The following is a 19,351-nucleotide window of genomic DNA, read 5'->3' on the forward strand; positions in this document are numbered from 1 at the left end:
TCCAAACAGAATGGCGGTATCCCGCAAAGCTTTGAGTAGAATACCCAAAGCGCAGTTTCCGTGTCGTCTTACTACCAATTTTCTGCTTTGCTTTGGCTACCATGTTGGCAGACTCGAAAGTAAACAGAAAGATCAACTGGTAGTAATCCGTACTGAACATATTATACATTATTTTCAGTATAGTTGAGCTTATTATTGACTAGAGTCATGCTCCCGCCAACGGCTATAGTTCTAGGTTGATCTCCAGCTCCCCTCTCCCTCTGGGAGAGGGGCCGGGGGTGAGGGTCAGCCAGGAGGGATCCCCGTGAAAAAAATGGCATGGTCCCGGTGCTGGGTCGGTCTCCTCGGCGGGGTGGTCGGGATCGCGGCACTTCCTGTTTTTGCCCAACTGGAGCTGGATGCCCAACTGGGCCGATCCCAGGTTGTTGCCCCCAGCAAAGATTGCCCCGCCTGCGATCTGACGGGAGCCGAGCTGCCGGGAGTGGATTTGAGCGGCGCCAACCTGAAAGAAGCCATCCTCAGGCAGGCCAACCTGCAAGCTGCCGACCTCTCTCAGGCGATCCTCAACTTGGCCGATTTGCGCGGCGCCAACTTGCGCGGCTCGGATCAGGGCGGGGCCTTTCTGTGGGAAGCCGATCTCAGCCAGACCAACCTGCAGCAGACCAATCTCACCGGCGCCAACCTGCAGGTGGCCAACCTCAGCGGCGCCGACTTGCGCGGGGCCGTCCTCGTCGGTGCCGACCTCACAGGAGCCAACCTGCGCCAGGCCGATCTGCGCGGGGCCGACCTGCGCGGCGCTTTTTTGGAAGCAGCCGATCTGACAGGCGCCCTGTACAATGCCCAAACCCAACTGGATCCCACCCTGAACCCCGGCGCCCGCGGCATGGTCTTTGTGAAAAACTAGCTCCCCTGTCCCTGAGGGAGAGGGGCTGGGGGTGAGGGCTAGCTCCCTCTTTTGGGCAGATTAAGCTTAGCCCTCTCATAGGCCGGGATCCCCTGCCATGAGTTCCCCTGTCCGGGTTCTGATTGCCGACGACCATCCCCTGTTTCGGCTGGGGCTAAAGTTTGCCCTGCAAGCGCAAGGATTTGAGGTGGTGGCCGAAGCCGAGACGGGATCCCAGGCCGTTGAGTACTGCCGCCGTTGCCCCGTCGAGGTGGCCCTTTTGGATGTGCGCATGCCGGATGGGGATGGGATCGCCGCCTGCCAGCAGATTGTCGAGCTGGGCCTGCCGGTGGTGGTGGTGATGATAACTACTTTTCAAGAGCCGGCTTTGATCGAGTCAGCGCGGCGGGCTGGGGCCAAAGGCTACCTTTCCAAAGAGACTGACCCAGCGGAGCTGGCCCGCGTCATTCGCCAGATCTTGGCCAACCCCGACCGAGACTGGCTGCCCGCCCCCAAAGAACTGCCCAAGCTCACCCCCCGCGAGCTGTGTGTGCTGCAACTGATGAAGGAGGGCCTGGCCAACAAGCAGATTGCCCGCCGCCTCGGCCTCAGCATCGAAACCGTGAAAGAATACGCCAGCGCCGCCTACCGCAAGCTGGACGCCAATGACCGCGTCACCGCCCTGCTCAAGGCGCAGCAACTGGGGATTTTGTAAAAGCTTGGGAATCCTGAAAAGAGCAGGCTGTCCCTTCCCCCCACCCGTGGGGATGTCTGAGACTCGGGATCCCTTGCATACTGTTGCTATCTTGGCACTCGCCTACTCCGGGATACAGCCATGTCTGCTCCTTCCCCGCTGTTGCTCAAACTTGTCCTGCGCTTGCTCAGCTCTCTGAAGATCCCAGTGGATCGGCGCAGGATCCGCGAGCGCGGCTTTGTGCTGCCGGTCGCCATCTTAATTGTGCTGGTGTTGAGCTTGGTCACGGTGGGCCTGCTGACCCGCTCCACCCAGCGCAACATCCAAACCCAGGTGGAACGGGCGGGGCAGACGGTTAGCCGGCAACTGAACGCCGCCATCGACCGGGCACGGGCCAAGATCGACTACCTGATACGCGATCCCCGCCTGCCCGCAAGCAACCCCACCGATGCCCAATTGGTTGAGGCTTTGATTAACGATGGGGCGGGAGAGCTGATCCCGCGGGATGAGAACGATCCCTACATCCTCCCCGATGAAACCCAGTTCGTAATTACAACCAACATCGAGGTAGAGGATCCCAACAACCCCGGGCAAACCCTGCCCGTGCCGGTGCGGGCGCCGGCCTGGTGGTTTTTGGTGGACACCGACAACAACGGCGTCAACGACTCCGTAACTGCCTACACCATTCTCAACACCCGTCGGGCCGGCGGCAGGGACTTTGAGGACAGCCGGCTAACGGATACGGAGCGGGCGCGGCGCCTGATGATCCGCAGTGGGCCACTGCAGGGTTCGGCCTTGGCGGGGTGTACCGATTCTCCGGCTGAACAGACGGTCAACCCCAACGTGGGGGATTGGTTCCAGGTCGGCACGGCGCTGTACAAGCCCTTCCAGGTCTTTGCCGTCACCCTGCCGATTCAAGGCGCCGACTCCACCACCCGCGCCGTTTCGGCTTTGCAATTTCAGCAAGATCGGCGGCGGGATCTGCTCAACAAGTGGGGGATCTTTAGCCGCGGCGATGTAGAGTTCTTCTTCACCCCCGGCTACAACTGGAACGGCGCCATCTACGCTGGGGGCAGCCTCTTTTTCCGGTATGGCTCCAACAACTTGTTCCGGGCTTTCACCATCAGCTCGGAGCACTCCTGCTTCTACATGCCCGCTGACAACTCTGAGATCACTGCCTTTGGAGAGTTGGTGGCAGGGGCCATTGGCTACGCCGGCCAGCAGGTGAGCGATACTCTGATTTTCGATGTTCACTCTGGCGAGCGAGGCAAAGCGCCACAGGTGCTGGCTCGGTTGAACAACCAAAATTTTGACTCGGTGCAGAACCAGGTAGAGCCAGAAAATGTGGCGCTGGATCCGCTGGAGCTACAGCTTTTTGGCCGCATTCGCACCCGCGGAGCCTACGCCCAAGATGTAGCAGGATGGGCAGATTCTCCTCTCAACGCCAAAAAGAGGGAGAACTCTGACCGCCAAGAGCAAGAGAGGGAGAACCCTGGCCGGATTAAAGCAGGCGGCTTTCGGTCCGACCAGACCTGCCCCCCCTACGTGGACGATGTTTACCGGGCCGACAACCGCTTTGGCCCCAAGGCCAGCTATGACCGTCCACCGGTCGAACCTAACCAGGAAAGGGGCTGCGATGTGGACACCTTTGCTCAGAGGTTTGGTGTCGGTGCCGGTAGCCCGATTCCTCCTAATGCCAGGAACAACCAGAATGAGTCTTTGACCGAGGACAACCCACCCCTAGGCGCCCTTTCCGAGGTGGGCTTGGATGGCTACTGGGAGCGGCGGGCACGCGTGGAGGGCTTGCGGGTGATCGTGGGCCAGCGCCTGGAACTAACCCGCACCGATTCTTTGCCTCTGCCTCTGGTGCCGCCTGGGGATCCCAACGATCCCACCAAGCTGCAGGCCATTTTCATCAGCAACGAGGCGCGGCAACGCCTAACGCTACGGGATAACCCGGCGGCAGTGCAGGCCACAGCCGTTTACCACTACAGCCACCGAGATGGGCGCTTCCCCATTGCTTGCCTGGCCACGGTAGCCCACCCCGGCACTCCCTGGAGCTTGCAGCGGGCTTCCACTTTCCCCACCGGCGACCAAGCCAGCCAACTGGGCATCAACTTCTTCACCGGCGAGGGCACCAATGTCTGGGAATATGACCCTGCGCCCATGCGTGAGCGGCTGCGTCCTGGGACGCCCCTGTGGACAGCTTTGACGAACCTGGCCAATTTTGCCGGCGATCCTGACGGGGCCTATCCACCCAGGCAAGAAGCGGGCCGCATTCACCCGGATCCGTTTATCACTGCCTTTGGCAACTTCTCAGAGCTGCGGCGGGCGATTGGGCAGGCGATTGATCTGGTCAACCGAGGCACTCCCGCTGACCAAGTGACTGACCAACTGAGCCTAGCCGACCAAACCACGCTGCAAACGGCAGGCTGCATGTTGGGCATGCTGGCCGACAACATCCTGCGCATTCGGGATGCCGCCAATGCCAGCAAGCCTGATCCCACAGCTCAAATCCTTTTGAACGACATCCAAGCCAGCCGAGCTGGGGACCGAGAAGCGGCCAACCGGTTTTATCTGCCGCTACGCTACATCTTCCCCCGCGAGACCTTTTACCACAGCGTGCCCCCCAACCCCAACGATCCCCTTGAAGATGAGCGGAGGCGGGCCTACCCCTTCTTACGGGAGTTACCGTTCTTAGGATCACAGCAAAGAGGATCAGTAACCTACCGAACCCTTTGCGATCCCTCAACGTGCAACCTGGACAACCTAGGAGATCTGGAACTGATAAGGCTGAGGCCCCAGCCCAAGATCGACAACTGGACCTTGCCCAATGCTCGTTTAGAGGAATGCCCCAGCAGCCCAGTACTTGGCAACCACCCCAACAGCAACCGATTTGAGTTAATTCGGATTGGCGACCAGTGCTACCGCGTGCCCTTCAAGGATTCCGTCTTCTACGATGGCCGCGAGGCGATGGCGGTGCGGGCCCTCAACATCGACCTGGCCCTGCTGACCAACAACGTCAACGGACAGGCCAGGGGGTTGATTAACGGGGACACTTGGCTGCCTGCCGGCATTGGCGAGAACCGAGAAGGGGGGATTTTCTACGCCTTCCGGGAAGATGCCGTACGGGAGGATGCCATTGCCCGCCCACCCTTGGGCACCTTTAGCACTTACCTGACCAACTGGCGCAACAGAAATGCCAGCGGTGACTATGCCAGCGGTGACTTGGGCAGCGCCGGTATTATGAACGCCGGCCAGCCGGGTCGCGGCACGGCGAATGGTCAAACGGTCTGGGATCCCCCTGTTTCCGAGCAAGGTCTCAGCCCCAAACCGGTGGACTACTATGCCGATCCGGATCGGCGGCCCTACGGCTTCCGGCTGCGCAACGGGGCGGTGCTGGCCCGCGGCGGGTTCAACCCTAATGACGCGATTTTTGGCTTGTCTTTTATTTCCGATAACCCCGTCTATATCCAGGGGGACTTTAACCTGCATCAGACAGGGGACGGGAGACGGCTAGAGGAGTTCACCACCCTCCTTGAGTTCGACCCGCAAACTGGCCTCTACCGCAACTTCTACGGGCGGCGGCGATCCGGATCCAATGAAGACCGGGAAGACCGGCGCTTTGCCCGGGCGGCGGAGGATCTTTGGCGGCCCAGCGACGTGTTGGGCGACTCGGTGAACATCCTCTCTGCCGATTTCTGCGATGGCAGCATCGACGACGGCTTTGTGCAGGATGCTACGCTCAACGGCGGCGGCAGCAGCTTTGTGGCTAACCGGAACTACCAGGGCAGCCCAGAACGAGCCTCGGCTCCTCGCCGCAACGAACACTACGGCTGCAGCGGGCCAAACCTAGGAGCCAACACTTCTTTCCTCAACCAAGCGCTGGTGATCCGAGGCAACAACTGGCCGGCTCCGGATCCCAACAGAGATGGTGCTGGGGTTCTGCGCTTTGACAACACGAACGGGGCCCAGAACCTGGGTGACAATACCAACCAACCGGGTTGGCCGGATGTGTTTGCCCGCGACACCATCTTTGCCCGCCGCAACAGTACCGATGCCAGCTCCGGTCAAGCTGACCGAACCGCAGGGCTGGGCGTGCCCGAAGTGCGGCTCTTGCGGGCACCCGATACGGGCTATGCCAACTTTGGGGTGCGCATCTCGGCTTTGGGCAACCCGGTGCTGGATACCTCCCGCTGGGTGATGGTAGCTCCACCTGGGCCTTGCCCGAGCCCTGGTGGCTCTGGGTTGCTGGCCGAGTACTACAACGGCTGGCTGACCAGCCCGCAGAACCAGTACAACCGCAACACAGGGTTTGCCACCAGCGGAGCCGTAGGCCCCCTGTCTTCGAGCGCTCAAGATGCCAACCTGCCCTACCTGCGGGCGGTGCGCTGGCCGGATCCGGTGTTCCCGGCGCAAGGAGTACCTGACGCCATTGGTCAGTTTAACAGCAGCGTTACCACCAATAACGGGTTTACCAGCGGTGCTCACACTTGCCCCACGACCAACTTGGGCAGCGCCAACAACGACCAACGCTGGGCCTGTGTGCGAGATGCCATCAATAATCCGAGCAACCTAGCCCCCTTTGCCCGCAGCGGTAGCGGTTTCCCTGGGTGGGGAGGCTTCCAGTACTTTTTTGGCAGCGATAACAGCATAGACTCGCGCTCCCCCTTCAAACGGCGGCTGTACAACAATCCCCCCAGCTGCAACGGCTCTTTGTCTGACATCCTGCAGCCCCTCTGCAGTTTGTCACTACCGCCTCCGCCTGGCAACCCCGATCGGCGGGATCGCGGCGATTGGTTCTGGATGCCCAGTTGTGGGGAGCCCGATGGCAACAACAGCCTGCCGAACCGGCCCATCGACGCGGATGACCTCAACTTTCCAAGTCACTTCAACTTCCAGCGCTCCTGCTGGCGGCGCAGAAGTGGTGGGACAAACAGCGGCAACAACAACGGCAACGACTTTTTCGTGGTGCGCTGGGTAGGGGAGCTGTATCCCCGTTGGCCTGGCCTACAGAGCTACCGTCTCTTCAGCGACGATGGCGCGCGGATTATTATTCGGCGCCGCGACGGCTCTACAGCCACCTTTGCCAATGCGTCCGCCTCGAATGGCACTTTCCTCAACCTAGGGCCAAATGCTGCAGGCGCCGAAACTTGGCAGGATGGCGGCAGTAACCGGACCACCTTGCGGGTGGAGCTGGAGTGTGCACCTCCATCTGGGCCTTCTCCCTACTTGGTGGAGATCCAGACCTACGAAAATACCAGCGGTGCCTTCCTGCGCTTTGCCACTCGCGATGACAGCGATCCAGAAGACTACGACCTGCGGTACCTGAAGCCGCTGCCGCCGGTCAACAAGCCTTGCCAGCCGGATCGGAATAAACCTCTGTTACCCAACCAGAAGTACTGCGAAGCCCCTCTCAATTGCAATCCCATCTGGACAGACTGGAGTCCTGCATGTAGAACCGACATCTGTGTGGCCACCACCATCACCCAAACCAGAACGGCCACCTTGCCTGCCGGTTGCCCTGGCACTCCGCCAACGCCGAAAACTCAGACGATCACCTGCTACCCTCAGTACAACTACGGGACTTGGTCAGATTGGACGCCTCAGTGTACCCCGCAGCAGCAGTGTAGCGGCACCAGCATCACCCAAACCCGCAGCCGCACAGTAACCCCGCTCTGTCGCAGCCAAAGCCCCTTTGTCGAAACTGACCGCCGAACCTTCCCCTGCCGGCCTCCGGAGCCTACCTGCACCTACACAGGCTGGACTCCTCAGTGTACGGTGGCCAACGGCGGCCTGCAGATAACTCAGAGCCGCACTGAGACCTGCACCTCGATTTGCGGGACCACCACCCGGACGCAAACCCAAACGGTTACCTGCCCGAAGACTTGCAACTACAGCGAGTGGAGCCCCTGGTCACCCCCAGATTGCAGCCAGGTTCGGGTTGCCTGCGGCCAAACTACAACGGTTACCCAAACTCGAACGCGCAACCTGATTGCCAGCACCAGCAGCCCCACCTGTCCAGAAACCGAGACGCAGACGCAAAATCTCACCTGCCAGGGGCCTCCCTGCGGGCCGAGCGTCTTTGCCCCAGAAACTCCTTCCAAGAGCCCCTTGGGCGAGTGGATGGCAGCCAAGCCCAACACGGTGGAGCTGCGCCCCATTCAGGCAGTCGAGGCCGATCCGGAGCCGGAGACCATCAGCGTGAATACGGTGGCTGCGGCTCCTGCCGAGGGCGTAACCATTGCTCTGCAGCCGGAGCTTTCCCCGGTGCTGGAAGTGAAAGCAGGGGTGCCCAAGCCGCCCAAGTGGCCCAGCCCTGCCGAAGCTTTGCAAGCGGCCTTTAACTGGATGTTTGGCGAGCCAGCTTATGCCGCCCGCAATGGCCTGAAGGGCAACTTGCCCTCTCAGATTGCAAATCCTAGCAAGGAGCCTGGCATCCGCCCTGCTGAGAGGACCAGCTCCAAGATTTCTGGAAAACCTGGTGTGGGTAGCCCTGACTGGGCACGGCAATTGCGGCGGCAACTGCTCAACAAGAACGGAGAAATTCGCTGTGGCGATGAACAGGTCACTCCCTCAGACGGTGGCTTCTGGGTGCCCGGAGTGTTTCGCCCCAACTTCAACGACCGCTTCAAGTACACCGCCTACACCGGTGACAGCCGACCCAGCACTCTGCGTACCTCTCCTAAAGGTGCCGATCCTACCTTCGAGGATCTCAACAAGAATGGCATTTGGGATCCGGAGGAGCCTTCAAATGTTTTGGAGCGGGATCCACTGTTTGGGTTAGACTTGCCAGATCGGCCAGAGCTAGAGATCCAACCCCAGATGGCGCTCAACCCTTACGCCCGCGTCAACAAAAGCGCCGCGACCCAAGCCTACACTCCCGCGTCCAAGTATGCGGACGGATACTACATTGACCACAAGGGCAGTGAAGATATTCGCAATGGCCTCTGCTTCTACGTCAAGCCCAACGGCAACACCATCCAGGTTCAGATCGACCGTAACGGCGGCGATGGCGATGGCCTGGTCTGGGTGGATGTGGAGCCGTTCACCCTGGACCTGAACAAGACTCCCACTGGCTTTGCCGGCAGCAACCCCGTGCTGGGGGTGATCCTGGACGAGGTGACCCGTCGGCCCATTCCCATTCCCCGCTTCCAAGAGCTGGCTTCAACCGATGTGAACCAGCGCCGCCGCAACGACAACGGCACCCAAAACCGGCAGCTCCAGCCGGCCAGGGAAACGCGGGTAAATGCCATTGCCATCAGCGGTGTGATCCCGTCTCGGCTGAATCAGACAGGCGGGGGCATGCACAACTTCCTGCGTCTCAACGAGCTGTGGAGAGATGTCAACCTCTTCTTCAGCGGCTCGATGATCCAGCTCAACTACAGCACCTACGCCACCGGCCCCTTCCTGCAGCACAGCTTTGAGCCACCCGATCTGGTAGCCGATCCAACCTTTGTGCGGGGCTACGACTACTACTACCCACCCAACCGCCGCTTCGGCTACGACGTGGGTCTGCAAATTGCCCGTCGTCCCAGCGCGGTGTCGGCTCGCTTCCAATTCCCCTCCAACACGCGCACCGAGTTCTTGCGCGAGCTGGATCCACAGGATCCGTATGTGCGGCGGCTGCGCTGCGAGCTTCAGAACCAGCCGGATGTGCCGTTGGATCCGTCTGCCCAGATTGGCGGCTGCAATGAGTTCAACTGATATCAACCCGTTCGGCCAGGGGTAGATTCAAGGTAGGGGCAAAGCAGGGAGGGATCTATGGACAAGGGACGGATTTGGCGGCAACCAGCAGCAGAGGGCTTTACCCTCATCGAGGTGTTGGCTTCGGTGATCATCGTGGCGCTGGCCATGGCTGCTCTTGCCCCTGCCCTTACCTTAGTTGCCTACCGGCGGGCCATGAGCGAGCGGGTGGAGCTGGCCAATCGCCTGGCCCAGGAGGAGGTGGATCGCATCCGCACCCTGGTGGATATCGAGCTGGCTGCTGCTCCAAGGGCTTTTCAGGATCCAGTTCGGTTGGCCCAACTGCCTATGGTAGGAGCCGACCCGCTGGCAGACACCCCACCCCCTGACGAAATGCCCGCCGATGCAAATGCCGGCAACTACATGCACAGAGACGAGTATTCTCTTCGCCTGGCCCAAGTTCAAGTGCCGGGGCGGAATCCGGAAGAGTACGTCATCCAAACCTTCCGCGACGAGGGGGCACCCTGCATCGACCGGCGCCAAAATGAGATCATCGCGGGAGTGCCCTGCAGCTTTCGCATGGGGGTGAGGGTTTACCACCGCTTTTCTTTCGACCCGCAGACTCGCCAAGCGCTGCCTGGATTGGGAACAGAGGTGGTTTCGGCCAACCAGAACTTGGCCAATGCCGATGTCTGGCTCTTTCCCATGGCCGCCTCGTTTGTAGAAGTCAACCCCGCCGCCAACTTGGGAGATGTTTGCCGGCAGATAGCCATCGCCAGAGGTGAGGATCCCGTCGAGAGGTGCCGGGCTTTCCCCCTGCCTACCAATCCTCCTCAAACCTGAGGTAGAGCCTGAGTTCCTTCCCGCAAACCTGTTGAAAGATGGGGGTGTTGCCCTATGGTTTTCAAGAGTTTTCGCCGCCGAGCCAGCAGAGGGTTTACCCTCATTGAGTTGTTGGTCTCGCTGCTGATTGCCTTCATCTTTCTCCTGGCCACAGGGATGATCGTCGTCGAGACGATGCGGCTGGATCGGGAGGAGACAGGGCGCACCCAGGTGCAGGCGGAGCTGACCCAAGCCATGGAATATATCCAGCAGGATCTGGCGGAGGCTCTCTACATTTACAACGACACTGAGCAGAACCCACAGCAATCTGATCGACTTGGGGACGGGATCCCGGATGTTATCCAGCGGCTTTACACCCCCGGCTGGATCCGCCAACCCGCGGGCGCTATCCCGGTTGTCGCCTTTTGGAAGCTGGAGCCGATCCCGCAGGGATGCTACGAGGGCAACCCCACCTTGCAAGATATTCGAAGAGGCAATGCTACCCTACCAAACCAGCCACCTCCCGAGTTTCCGCTCGATCAGAACGATAGAAATGCGGATTGGGACACTCTTGTCAGCCGCCGCGGCATCTACACCCTGGTGGTGTACTACCTACGCCGCAACTACAACAACGCCGGCAACCCAACGGGGCGCACTCCCTGGGAAGGCAACGCGCGGATCGACCGTTTTGAGTTGCGACCCTTCAACATTCAGGGTCAAAACAACTGCGCCGGTCGCAGCCCGTTCTTTGTTGAGGATCCCGATCCGTTCCGAGATGGTTTCCTTGCTTGGCCTTCCGAGCAAGCTCGAGCGCGCCAAATCCCCATTGCCGGCAGGGCAGATGGCCCCCGCCTGACAACTTTGGTCTCCAACATCTTCAGCAGCCGGGAGGGAAGTCCGCAGGTTGCACCCGCTTGCCCGCAGGGCTATGCCTTTGGTGGCGGCAAGCCCAACGGCGTCACCTTCCCAGGGCTGGGAGATAACCAAAACGACGTGGGCTTCTATGTCTGCGTGCGGCAAAGCGTCGGCGCTGACCGACCGCAGGATGTGATCATCAACATCACCGCCACGGCCATGGAGCGGGCCAACCCTGGCCTTTTCCGTCGCTACATCCGAAATGCCACCAGCGTCGATATCTCAGAGGTGTCGCGCTACTTGCTGCCAATGCAAACACTGGTTCTTGCCCGCGGTGTTATCAACCGTCCGCTCTCCTAGGGGGAATGTCCAGTATGTTGGCCTTGGAGAAAAAAACAATTGGCCGAGCTCAGCCGCTTCGATCCCTGGGCTTTACGCTGGTAGAAGTCCTGGCGGTGGTGGTTATTATCGGCATTCTGGCCGTGCTGGCCGTCCCCTCCGGGATCAACATCTGGGCGCGCATCCAACTGGAGGACGCGCAAAACAAGGTGGAGCGAGCCCTGCGCACCGCCCGCACCAACGCCAGAGCCTCTCTCCAGGGCCGCGCTTGGGTGGTCGGGATCGATAACTCAGATCCCAATGTCCCCACGCTGGTGATCCAGGACGAGGAGCGCCTTTGCGATGAGCCCACCCCTTGCCAGTGGGTGCGCCTGAATAATTTTGTTACTGTCAGCAATACCTTCAACGGCGGAAGGGCCGTTTTCGACTCGGAGGGGCGGGCGCGTCAGTTGGGGCGCTTTGTAGTCAGCAGCACCTACTCCCAAGGCGAGAACCGCTGCGTGGTGGTGAGCACGTTGATCGGCACCCTGCGCAAGGACAACAACCCCGAGTGTGGCAACGTGGCCAACGAGCCGGAGGAGGTCTAGTTGGGGTAGGATAGGCAGGCTGCCGATCCCGGTCCATTGCCCTCACCCCCAGCCCCTCTCCCTTTGGGAGAGGGGGGTTGTCTAGGTTCACAGGTTATGGTCTCCTCAACTCTTGAAGCTCCGGAAAAAGTCTTCCCCTGGCACGCTCGGCAGCCGGCTCTGTTGGTGCTGGCCGATGGCACCGCCTTCCCCGGCTGGTCGTTTGGGGCGCCAGGCACGGCGGTGGGCGAGGTGGTGTTCAACACGGGCATGACCGGCTACCAGGAGGTGATCACCGACCCTAGCTACCGGGGGCAGATGGTTACCTTCACCTGTCCGGAGCTGGGAAATACCGGAGTCAATGAGCTGGACGAAGAATCGGCTCGGCCTCAGGTTGCGGGGATCATCGCCCGCAACGTGTCGCGCCTGGCCAGCTCCTGGCGGGCTACATCCACCCTCCCCGAATACCTGCAACGATATGGGATCCCGGCCATTGCTGGGGTAGATACGCGGGCTTTGGCACGGCGGCTGCGCTCCCAGGGGGTGATGAATGGGGCCATCTCGACGGAGATCCTGGATCCGCAGGCGTTGCTGGAGCGGGTGCGCCAGGCTCCTTCCATGCAGGGGTTGAGCTTGGTGGCGGAAGTTACTACTCCCCAACCCTACGAGTGGCTGGAACCTACCCCCGCCGACTGGGACTATGGGCGCAGCCAAGGGATCCCGATTCCGGATCCCCCCTTGCGGGTGGTGGCGCTGGATTTTGGCATCAAGCGCAACATCTTGCGCCGCCTGGCCCGCTACGGCTGCCGGGTGATGGTGTTGCCGGCCCACGCCAGCCCCGAGGAGATTTTGAGTTACAACCCCGACGGGATCCTCCTCTCCAACGGGCCGGGGGATCCGGCGGCAGAGACGACGGCCATCCGCACCACCCAGGCGCTGCTGCAGAGCGGGAAGCCGATGTTCGGCATCTGCCTAGGCCACCAGATCCTCAGCCTGGCCCTGGGCGGATCCACCTACAAGCTCAAGTTCGGCCACCGCGGCCTCAACCACCCCTGTGGGCTGGAGAAGGAAGTGGAGATCACCAGCCAAAACCACGGCTTTGCGGTGGAGGCCGCTTCGCTCCCTGGGGATGGGGTGGCGATCAGCTACCTCAACCTCAATGACCGCACCGTGGCCGGGATCCGCCACCGCCAGTTGCCCCTCTTTTCGGTGCAGTACCACCCGGAAGCCAGCCCCGGCCCCCACGATGCCGACCACCTCTTTCGGGAGTTTGTCGAGCTGATGCTGCAAAACCGCTCGCGTTAGCCGCCCCTCACCCCCAGCCCCTCTCCCAAAGGGAGAGGGGAGCAGAGGCGTAGGGCGAGGGCGGCACGGGCTTCTTCTCGGTCGTCGAAGTGGATTTTCTCCCTGCCCAGGATCTGGTAGTCCTCGTGGCCTTTGCCGGCAATCACCACCGTATCGCCCGGCTGGGCCTCTAGGATGGCCAGGCGGATGGCTTGGCGCCGATCCACCTCCACCGCCCAGGGGGATCCAGGGATCCCGGCCAGGATATCCTGCAAGATCTGCTGTGGATCCTCGGTGCGGGGGTTATCCGAGGTCACCACCACCCGGTCGGCCCAGGTGGCGGCAATGCGGCCCATCTGTGGGCGTTTGCCCCGATCCCGATCCCCGCCACAGCCAAAGACGCAGATCAGCCGGCCTTGCACTTGCGGGCGCAGGGCCTTGAGCAAGTTCTCCAGCCCATCGGGGGTGTGGGCATAGTCCACGATTACCGTGATGTCCTGCCCCGGCAAGGTTACCCGCTCCATCCGCCCCGGCACCCCGGGAAAATGGGGCAGGGCCGCCTGGATGAGCTCAAGGGGGATCCCCAGGTGCAGCGCCACCCCCACCGCCGCCAGCAGGTTGGCCAGGTTGAAGGATCCCACCAGGGGCGCTGCCACGGCCAAGGTGCCCAGAGGGGTGTGCAGGGTGGCCTGCAGGCCGTTGGGGTGAACTTGAACGTCGCCGGGCCAGAGGGCAGGGATCCCTTCCAGGGGCTGCAGGGAATAGGCCCAGGGCTCCAGAGAGGCTGGAATGGTCTCAAGCAGCCGCCGTCCCCCCTCGTCGTCGGCGTTGACCACCGCCCGCCCCTGCAAGTACTCCGGCTGGAAGAGGGTGGCCTTGGCCTGCCAGTAGTTTTCCATGCTGCCGTGGAAATCCAGGTGATCCTGGGTGAGGTTGGTCCAGACGGCAGCGGCAAAGCTACACCCCCAGGCCCGATCCTGGGCCAAGGCATGGGAGCTGACCTCCATCACCGCCACCTCCGCCCCGGCTTCTTTGGCTTGTCTCAGGCTGCGCTGCAGCTCCAGCGGAAACAGGGTGGTGTGGGGGGCTACTTCACAGTGCCCAGGCCAGCGGTTGTAGAGGGTGCCCAGCAAAGCAGTGGGGCGACCGGCGGCCTGCAGCAGATGCTCGATGAGATGGGTGGTGGTGGTCTTGCCGTTGGTGCCGGTAACTCCCACCAGGGTAAGCTGGCGGGCGGGAAAGCCGTAGAAGGCCGCCGCCACCTGGGCCAGGGCCCTGTTGATGCCGCTGCGGGGCAAAACCAGAATGGGCTGACTGCCTCCTCCAGCCTCTCCGCTAACTTTCTCCCAAGCCTCCTGGGCAATAAGGGCCGCCACGGCTCCTCGGGTGAGCGCCTCGCGGACAAACTCGCCGCCGTCAACGCGGGATCCCGGCATGCCCAAGAAGAGATCCCCAGCCTGCACCTGGCGCGAATCGGCACACAGACCCCTGACCTGCACGCCCTCTAGGGATCCCTGAACCACCTGGGGTTGGATCCCGGCTTGGTTGAGCAATTGGCCTAGAGAAGGCTCCGCACCGCTAACGCCAACGATCCCGGCAGTCTCCATGTCACCTCTCACCCCAATGCTTTGCCGCCTACGGTATCCGCTCAGCCGGCTTCCTGGCCATAGATCCGCCAGATCTCTCCCCGAGAAAACCTAGGCCAGGGCCTCTTCCAGCTTCTGCTTGGCCCAGAGACGGGCGTAGAGCCCCTGGGGATCTGCCAGCAACTGGGCATGGGATCCCTGCTGCACGATGCGGCCCTTGTCCATGACCCAGATCTGATCCGCCTCCACCGCCGCCGTGAGGCGATGGGTAATGAAGATCGCCGTTTTCTGGGCCCTGGCCTGGCGCAGGTGGCGGAGAATGGCCTGGGCCGTCTGGTTGTCCACGCTGGAGAGACAGTCATCCAGGATCAAAATCGGCGCATCCACCAGCAGAGCCCGCGCCAGGGCCACGCGCTGCCGCTGGCCGCCAGAAAGGGTGATGCCCCGCTCCCCCACCAGCGTGTCGTAGCCCTTGGGAAAGGTGAGGATCTCGGCGTGGATGTGGGCAGCCTTGGCGGCCCATTCCACCTCCCAGTCTTCGGCATCCGGCTTGCCGTAGCGGATGTTATCCCGAACACTGGCGCTGAACAGAAAGCTCTCCTGGGGCACGTAGGCAATGGCCCGCCGCAGGGATCCCAGTTGGAGCTGGGTGATGTCCTGCCCATCCAAAAACAGTTGCCCCGGCTGGATCTCCAGCAGGCGGGGCAGGGCATTGGCCAGGGTGGATTTGCCCGCCCCAATCGGCCCCACCACCGCCACCAATTGGCCCGGCTCGACGCAAAAGTGCAGATCCTGCAGCGCCGGCGTTGCGGATCCTGTGTCGGCATAGGCAAAAGTCAGGCCCCTGGCCTCGATACGCCCCTGCACCTGTTCCAGAGGTAGGGGTAGAGCCTGGGGAGCATCGCGGATGGTGGGCTCTACCCGCAGCAGGGCGTCGATCCGCTCCAGGCTGACCTGGCCCCGCTGGTAGGCAGTGATGGTAAAGCCCAGCAGAGTGGTGGGAAACACCAGCCGTTCCACGTAGAGGGTGAGGGCAGAAAAATCCCCAATCGTCAGCGTCCCGGCGGCAATCTGGGGTCCGCCCACCGCCAGCAGCAGCAGCAGGCTCAGGCTGACCAAGGCCACCAGGGAAGGAAAAAGCAGGTTGCGGGTGAGGGCCAGGCGCAAATTGGCCTGCAGCAGCCGCTCGTTGCGGCGGCGAAACTCCCTCTGCTCGTGCTCTTCCTGGGCATACACCTTGATCAGGGCAATGCCGTTCATGTCCTCCTGGATGAGATCGCTTAGATCCGCCAGCTCCTGCTGCACCTGGAGCTGCTCCTGCTGCAGACGGGAGCTGCTCAACTTCACCAGCACCAGCATCACCGGAAACACCGATAGGGCCAGGGCGCTCAGACGCGGCTCAATGCCAAACATGGCCGGCAAGGTGGTGCCGTAGGCAAAGATTGTGTTGGTCGAGTTGAGCAGGGCAAAGCCCAACAGGCGGCGGACATTTTCCACATCGCTGGTGATGCGGGTGAGGATATCCCCAACCGTCTGCTGGGCAAAGTAGGAAGGCTGCAGCGTCAGCAAATGCTCGAAGATGGCCTGCTTGAGGCGGAACTCCACCTGCCGCCCCACGCCAAACATCCACACCCGCGAGGCAATGCGAATGCCCATCATCAGGCTGGAGACGATCAACACCGTCAGGGCGTAAAGTGCAATGCGCTGCGGCGACAGGGCGGCCAAGTTCTGGCTGAGATCGTCGATGGCCAGCTTGACGTACCAGGGCAGGAACACCCCCAGGCCGTTTACCACCAGCAGGGATCCAATGCCCAGCGCCACCTGCCGGCGATAGGGGCGCAGATAATAGGCCAGTTGTCGGAGATGGGATCCCGCCACTCAGGTGCTCCTCAAGCCTTTTCCCACTCTAGCGCTGTGCCGGATCCCCCTGGTAGGGATCAGGCCAGAACTTGGGCCGGGGCCTGCTGCGCCAGCAGCTCCACCTGTTGCCGCGCCCAGGCATCCACTTCCAGAATGTCCTCCAGGCTGGGGGCAGGGATGACCTGGTGCCGCTCGCACACCTGCTCCAAAAGGCGAGGGATGTCCAAAAAGCGGATGCGCTCCTGTAGGAAGAGGGCCACCGCCGCTTCGTTGGCGGCATTCAACACTGCCGGCAGGGTTCCTCCTGCCTGTCCAGCAGCATAAGCCAGTTGTAGGCAAGGGTACTTGCGGTGATCCGGAGCCTTAAAAGTGAGGGATCCCAGCTTGACCAAATCGAGGGGATCCCAAGGGGTGGCTAAGCGCTCCGGCCAACTGAGGCCATAGAGGATGGGCAGGTGCATATCCGGCCAGCCCAACTGGGCCAGGACAGAAGTATCTGCCAGCTCGATCAAGGAGTGGACAATGCTCTGGGGGTGGATGAGGACCTCGATCCGGTCATAATCCAAACCAAACAGCCAGTGGGCCTCGATCACCTCCAGGCCCTTGTTCATCAGAGTGGCCGAGTCGATGGTGATCTTGCGCCCCATCACCCAGTTGGGGTGTTTGAGGGCGTCGGCCAGCGTCGCCTGGTTCAGTTTCTCCACCGGCCAATCGCGAAAGGCTCCCCCTGAGGCGGTCAGCCAGATGCGGCGCAGGGATCCCGGCGGCACCCCCTGTAGGCATTGAAAGATGGCCGAATGCTCCGAGTCCACCGGGATGAGCTTGACGCCGTACTCTCGTACCAGGGGCAGCACCACCGGGCCGCCTGCCACCAGGGTTTCTTTGTTGGCCAGGGCAATGTCTTTGCCGGCGCGGATAGCGGCCAAGGTGGGCAAGAGGCCGGCACAGCCAACGATCCCGGTCACCACCCGCTGGGCCGCCGGGTGGGCCGCCACCTGACACAGCCCCTCCGTTCCCGCCACTAGCTCTGGCAGCGGCCGCATCCCGGTCAGCAGGGATCGCAGCTCCGGCAGCAGCTCCTCCCGCCCGATGGCTACAATTTGAGGCCGAAACCGCCGCACTTGCTCGGCCAAGAGAGTGACGTTGCTGTAGCTGGTCAAGCCGACAACCCGAAAGCGCTCCGGATACTGAGCCACCAAGTCCAGAGTTTGGGTGCCGATGGAGCCGGTGGAGCCGAGCAGGGTGATGGCTTGCATACTTTAAGGATCCCTTTGCACCTAGCTAAAGAGCGTAACACTCTTTCAGCGCAGACTCACCCTCCCGCAGCCTGCCCAAACAAGGAGTCTTGGAGGCTGGGCGCAGGAGTCCCAATCTTTAGGCTTCCTCGGTTGGCAGGATATGCTTGGCTAGCATAACCGTCTGGCCTTGGAGAATGACCATGCTTTATCCTTTGCGCTCCCATTTTCCCTTTGGCCTGGCCCACTTTTGGTCTGTTCTGGTGGGGTTGGGTTTGGCCCTGAGCATAAGTGCCTGTGGTGGTGGGGGTTCCAACCGTCCCCTGCCGCCGCTTCCAGCCCCTCCTGCAGGGCGCATCGAGGGATCCCATTTCGACGATCTCAACGGCAATGGGCTGCGGGATCCGGGGGAGCCGGGGCTGCCGGGCATCACCACCTTTCTGGACTTGAACAGCAATGGACGCCTCGATCCAGGGGAACCCAGCACTGTCAGCGATGCCAACGGCAACTTTCGTTTCTCCAACTTGTCCCCCGGCACCTACCGCGTCACCGCCCTTTTGCCCCCGGGGCGAATCTTCACCACGCCGCGCTCAGGCTTGGGGCTGGAGCGGATTGTGGGCGGCAGACCTGCTCCCGAAGGGGCCTTTCCCTGGATGGTGGCTTTGCTGGACGCGGCTGAGCCAGATCCTTTTCAAGCGCTGTCTTGCGGCGGATCCCTGATCGCGCCGGAGTGGGTAGTTACCGCTGCCCACTGCTTTTTCGACGATCAAGGCAAGCAGGTAGTGAGTGCCCAAAATCTGGATCTGCTGTTGGGTACCAACCGCTTGCAAATCGGTGCCGGCCAACGCATTCGCGCCGCGCAAATTGTCCTCAACCCCAACTACGACCCCCTACGAGGGACAGAGGGGGGGAATGACATTGCCCTGGTGCGCCTCTCTCGGCAAGTGGACCTGCCTACCCTGCCGCTGGTGCAGCCCAACCAAACCAACCTGACTGCCCCTGGTACTCTCGCCACCATCCTTGGCTGGGGAGCCACCTTCCCCCGTCTCGAGGAGGAGCCCAGCGGCTTTCCCGGGGCTCTACAGCAGGCTGAAGTTCCCATTGTCGCCAACGAGGTGTGCAACGCGCCCCAATCCTACAATGGCACCATTTTAGATACCATGCTCTGCGCCGGCTTTCCCCAGGGAGGAGTCGATACGTGTAAGGGCGATAGTGGTGGGCCTTTGATTGTGTCCAGTGGCACGGGTTTTGCCCTGGCCGGGATCACCAGTTTTGGCAGAGGCTGCGCCCAGCCCAATTTCTACGGGGTGTACACGCGAGTGTCCAGCTTTGTGGGTTTTGTACAATCCGTAATCGGCAGCGCCCCCAGCCCAGCGCCAACGCCTTCTCCGCCGCCTTCCACCGGAACAACGGCCTCGTTTGTCGTGAATTTGAGAGAGGGTGAGGCGGTTTCGGGCCTCAACTTTGGCAGCCGCGCCCTGTAACCGTCAGCAGCAGGGCGGAGATGGTTTAGGATAGGGATCCCGATTGTGCTTTCGTTC

11 protein-coding genes are annotated in these 19,351 nt (G+C 61.8%); 8 read left to right on the forward strand and 3 right to left on the reverse strand.

Annotated elements, in window-relative coordinates; genetic code table 11:
- Positions 1 to 313: 313 nt before the first annotated feature.
- The 7 genes from SYN60AY4M2_RS06825 (at position 314) to carA (ending at position 13,150) form a co-directional block, all read left to right on the forward strand.
- The gene (locus SYN60AY4M2_RS06825; RefSeq protein WP_099812576.1) at positions 314 to 904 is read left to right on the forward strand and encodes a pentapeptide repeat-containing protein; all 591 of its coding nucleotides are present in this window, start codon (positions 314 to 316) and stop codon (positions 902 to 904) included.
- Positions 905 to 1,001: 97 nt separating this feature from the next.
- Positions 1,002 to 1,598 carry a response regulator transcription factor gene (locus SYN60AY4M2_RS06830; RefSeq protein WP_099812577.1) on the forward strand — a complete coding sequence of 199 codons (597 nt, stop codon included), beginning with the start codon at positions 1,002 to 1,004 and terminating at the stop codon, positions 1,596 to 1,598.
- A 120-nt stretch (positions 1,599 to 1,718) separates the two neighbouring features.
- The gene (gene hpsA / locus SYN60AY4M2_RS06835) at positions 1,719 to 9,284 is read left to right on the forward strand and encodes a hormogonium polysaccharide biosynthesis protein HpsA (protein WP_099812578.1); all 7,566 of its coding nucleotides are present in this window, start codon (positions 1,719 to 1,721) and stop codon (positions 9,282 to 9,284) included.
- Between the two features lie 57 nt (positions 9,285 to 9,341).
- Complete coding sequence (locus tag SYN60AY4M2_RS06840) at positions 9,342 to 10,106, forward strand: prepilin-type N-terminal cleavage/methylation domain-containing protein (protein WP_099812579.1); 765 nt, start codon at positions 9,342 to 9,344, stop codon at positions 10,104 to 10,106.
- A 54-nt stretch (positions 10,107 to 10,160) separates the two neighbouring features.
- Positions 10,161 to 11,300, forward strand: coding sequence for a prepilin-type N-terminal cleavage/methylation domain-containing protein (locus SYN60AY4M2_RS06845; RefSeq protein WP_099812580.1), 1,140 nt, complete (start codon positions 10,161 to 10,163; stop codon positions 11,298 to 11,300).
- A 5-nt stretch (positions 11,301 to 11,305) separates the two neighbouring features.
- Positions 11,306 to 11,866: a type II secretion system protein gene (locus SYN60AY4M2_RS06850; RefSeq protein WP_099812581.1), complete on the forward strand. Its 561-nt coding sequence runs from the start codon at positions 11,306 to 11,308 to the stop codon at positions 11,864 to 11,866.
- 96 nt (positions 11,867 to 11,962) lie between these two features.
- Complete coding sequence (gene carA, locus SYN60AY4M2_RS06855; RefSeq protein ID WP_099812582.1) at positions 11,963 to 13,150, forward strand: glutamine-hydrolyzing carbamoyl-phosphate synthase small subunit; 1,188 nt, start codon at positions 11,963 to 11,965, stop codon at positions 13,148 to 13,150.
- Here the strand turns inward: carA and SYN60AY4M2_RS06860 are convergent.
- From SYN60AY4M2_RS06860 to SYN60AY4M2_RS06870, 3 genes are all read right to left on the reverse strand, one after another.
- Entirely contained in the window at positions 13,147 to 14,736 is a 1,590-nt protein-coding gene (locus SYN60AY4M2_RS06860) for a UDP-N-acetylmuramoyl-L-alanyl-D-glutamate--2,6-diaminopimelate ligase (RefSeq protein ID WP_011429110.1), read from the reverse strand. The genes carA and SYN60AY4M2_RS06860 overlap by 4 nt on opposite strands.
- Positions 14,737 to 14,826: 90 nt before the next feature.
- Entirely contained in the window at positions 14,827 to 16,593 is a 1,767-nt protein-coding gene (locus SYN60AY4M2_RS06865) for an ABC transporter ATP-binding protein (protein ID WP_099812583.1), read from the reverse strand.
- A gap of 59 nt (positions 16,594 to 16,652) precedes the next feature.
- Positions 16,653 to 17,831 (reverse strand): 1-deoxy-D-xylulose-5-phosphate reductoisomerase, encoded by a 1,179-nt coding sequence (locus tag SYN60AY4M2_RS06870; protein WP_099812584.1) that lies wholly within the window; start codon positions 17,829 to 17,831, stop codon positions 16,653 to 16,655.
- A gap of 182 nt (positions 17,832 to 18,013) precedes the next feature.
- Here SYN60AY4M2_RS06870 and SYN60AY4M2_RS06875 point away from each other — a divergent pair, with 182 nt between their 5' ends.
- Positions 18,014 to 19,294: a trypsin-like serine protease gene (locus tag SYN60AY4M2_RS06875; protein WP_099813281.1), complete on the forward strand. Its 1,281-nt coding sequence runs from the start codon at positions 18,014 to 18,016 to the stop codon at positions 19,292 to 19,294.
- Positions 19,295 to 19,351: the final 57 nt, after the last annotated feature.

Source organism: Synechococcus sp. 60AY4M2 (assembly GCF_002760375.1).
Classification (GTDB): domain Bacteria; phylum Cyanobacteriota; class Cyanobacteriia; order Thermostichales; family Thermostichaceae; genus Thermostichus.

Bases quoted from the DNA above. Each gene is read 5' to 3' on its own strand.
- SYN60AY4M2_RS06830 (WP_099812577.1), top strand. From the start codon at position 1,002: ATGAGTTCCCCTGTCCGGGTTCTGATTGCCGACGACCATCCCCTGTTT.
- SYN60AY4M2_RS06870 (WP_099812584.1), bottom strand. From the start codon at position 17,831: ATGCAAGCCATCACCCTGCTCGGCTCCACCGGCTCCATCGGCACCCAA.
- hpsA (WP_099812578.1), top strand. From the start codon at position 1,719: ATGTCTGCTCCTTCCCCGCTGTTGCTCAAACTTGTCCTGCGCTTGCTC.
- SYN60AY4M2_RS06825 (WP_099812576.1), top strand. From the start codon at position 314: ATGGCATGGTCCCGGTGCTGGGTCGGTCTCCTCGGCGGGGTGGTCGGG.
- SYN60AY4M2_RS06875 (WP_099813281.1), top strand. From the start codon at position 18,014: ATGCTTTATCCTTTGCGCTCCCATTTTCCCTTTGGCCTGGCCCACTTT.
- SYN60AY4M2_RS06860 (WP_011429110.1), bottom strand. From the start codon at position 14,736: ATGGAGACTGCCGGGATCGTTGGCGTTAGCGGTGCGGAGCCTTCTCTA.
- SYN60AY4M2_RS06850 (WP_099812581.1), top strand. From the start codon at position 11,306: ATGTCCAGTATGTTGGCCTTGGAGAAAAAAACAATTGGCCGAGCTCAG.
- SYN60AY4M2_RS06840 (WP_099812579.1), top strand. From the start codon at position 9,342: ATGGACAAGGGACGGATTTGGCGGCAACCAGCAGCAGAGGGCTTTACC.
- SYN60AY4M2_RS06845 (WP_099812580.1), top strand. From the start codon at position 10,161: ATGGTTTTCAAGAGTTTTCGCCGCCGAGCCAGCAGAGGGTTTACCCTC.
- carA (WP_099812582.1), top strand. From the start codon at position 11,963: ATGGTCTCCTCAACTCTTGAAGCTCCGGAAAAAGTCTTCCCCTGGCAC.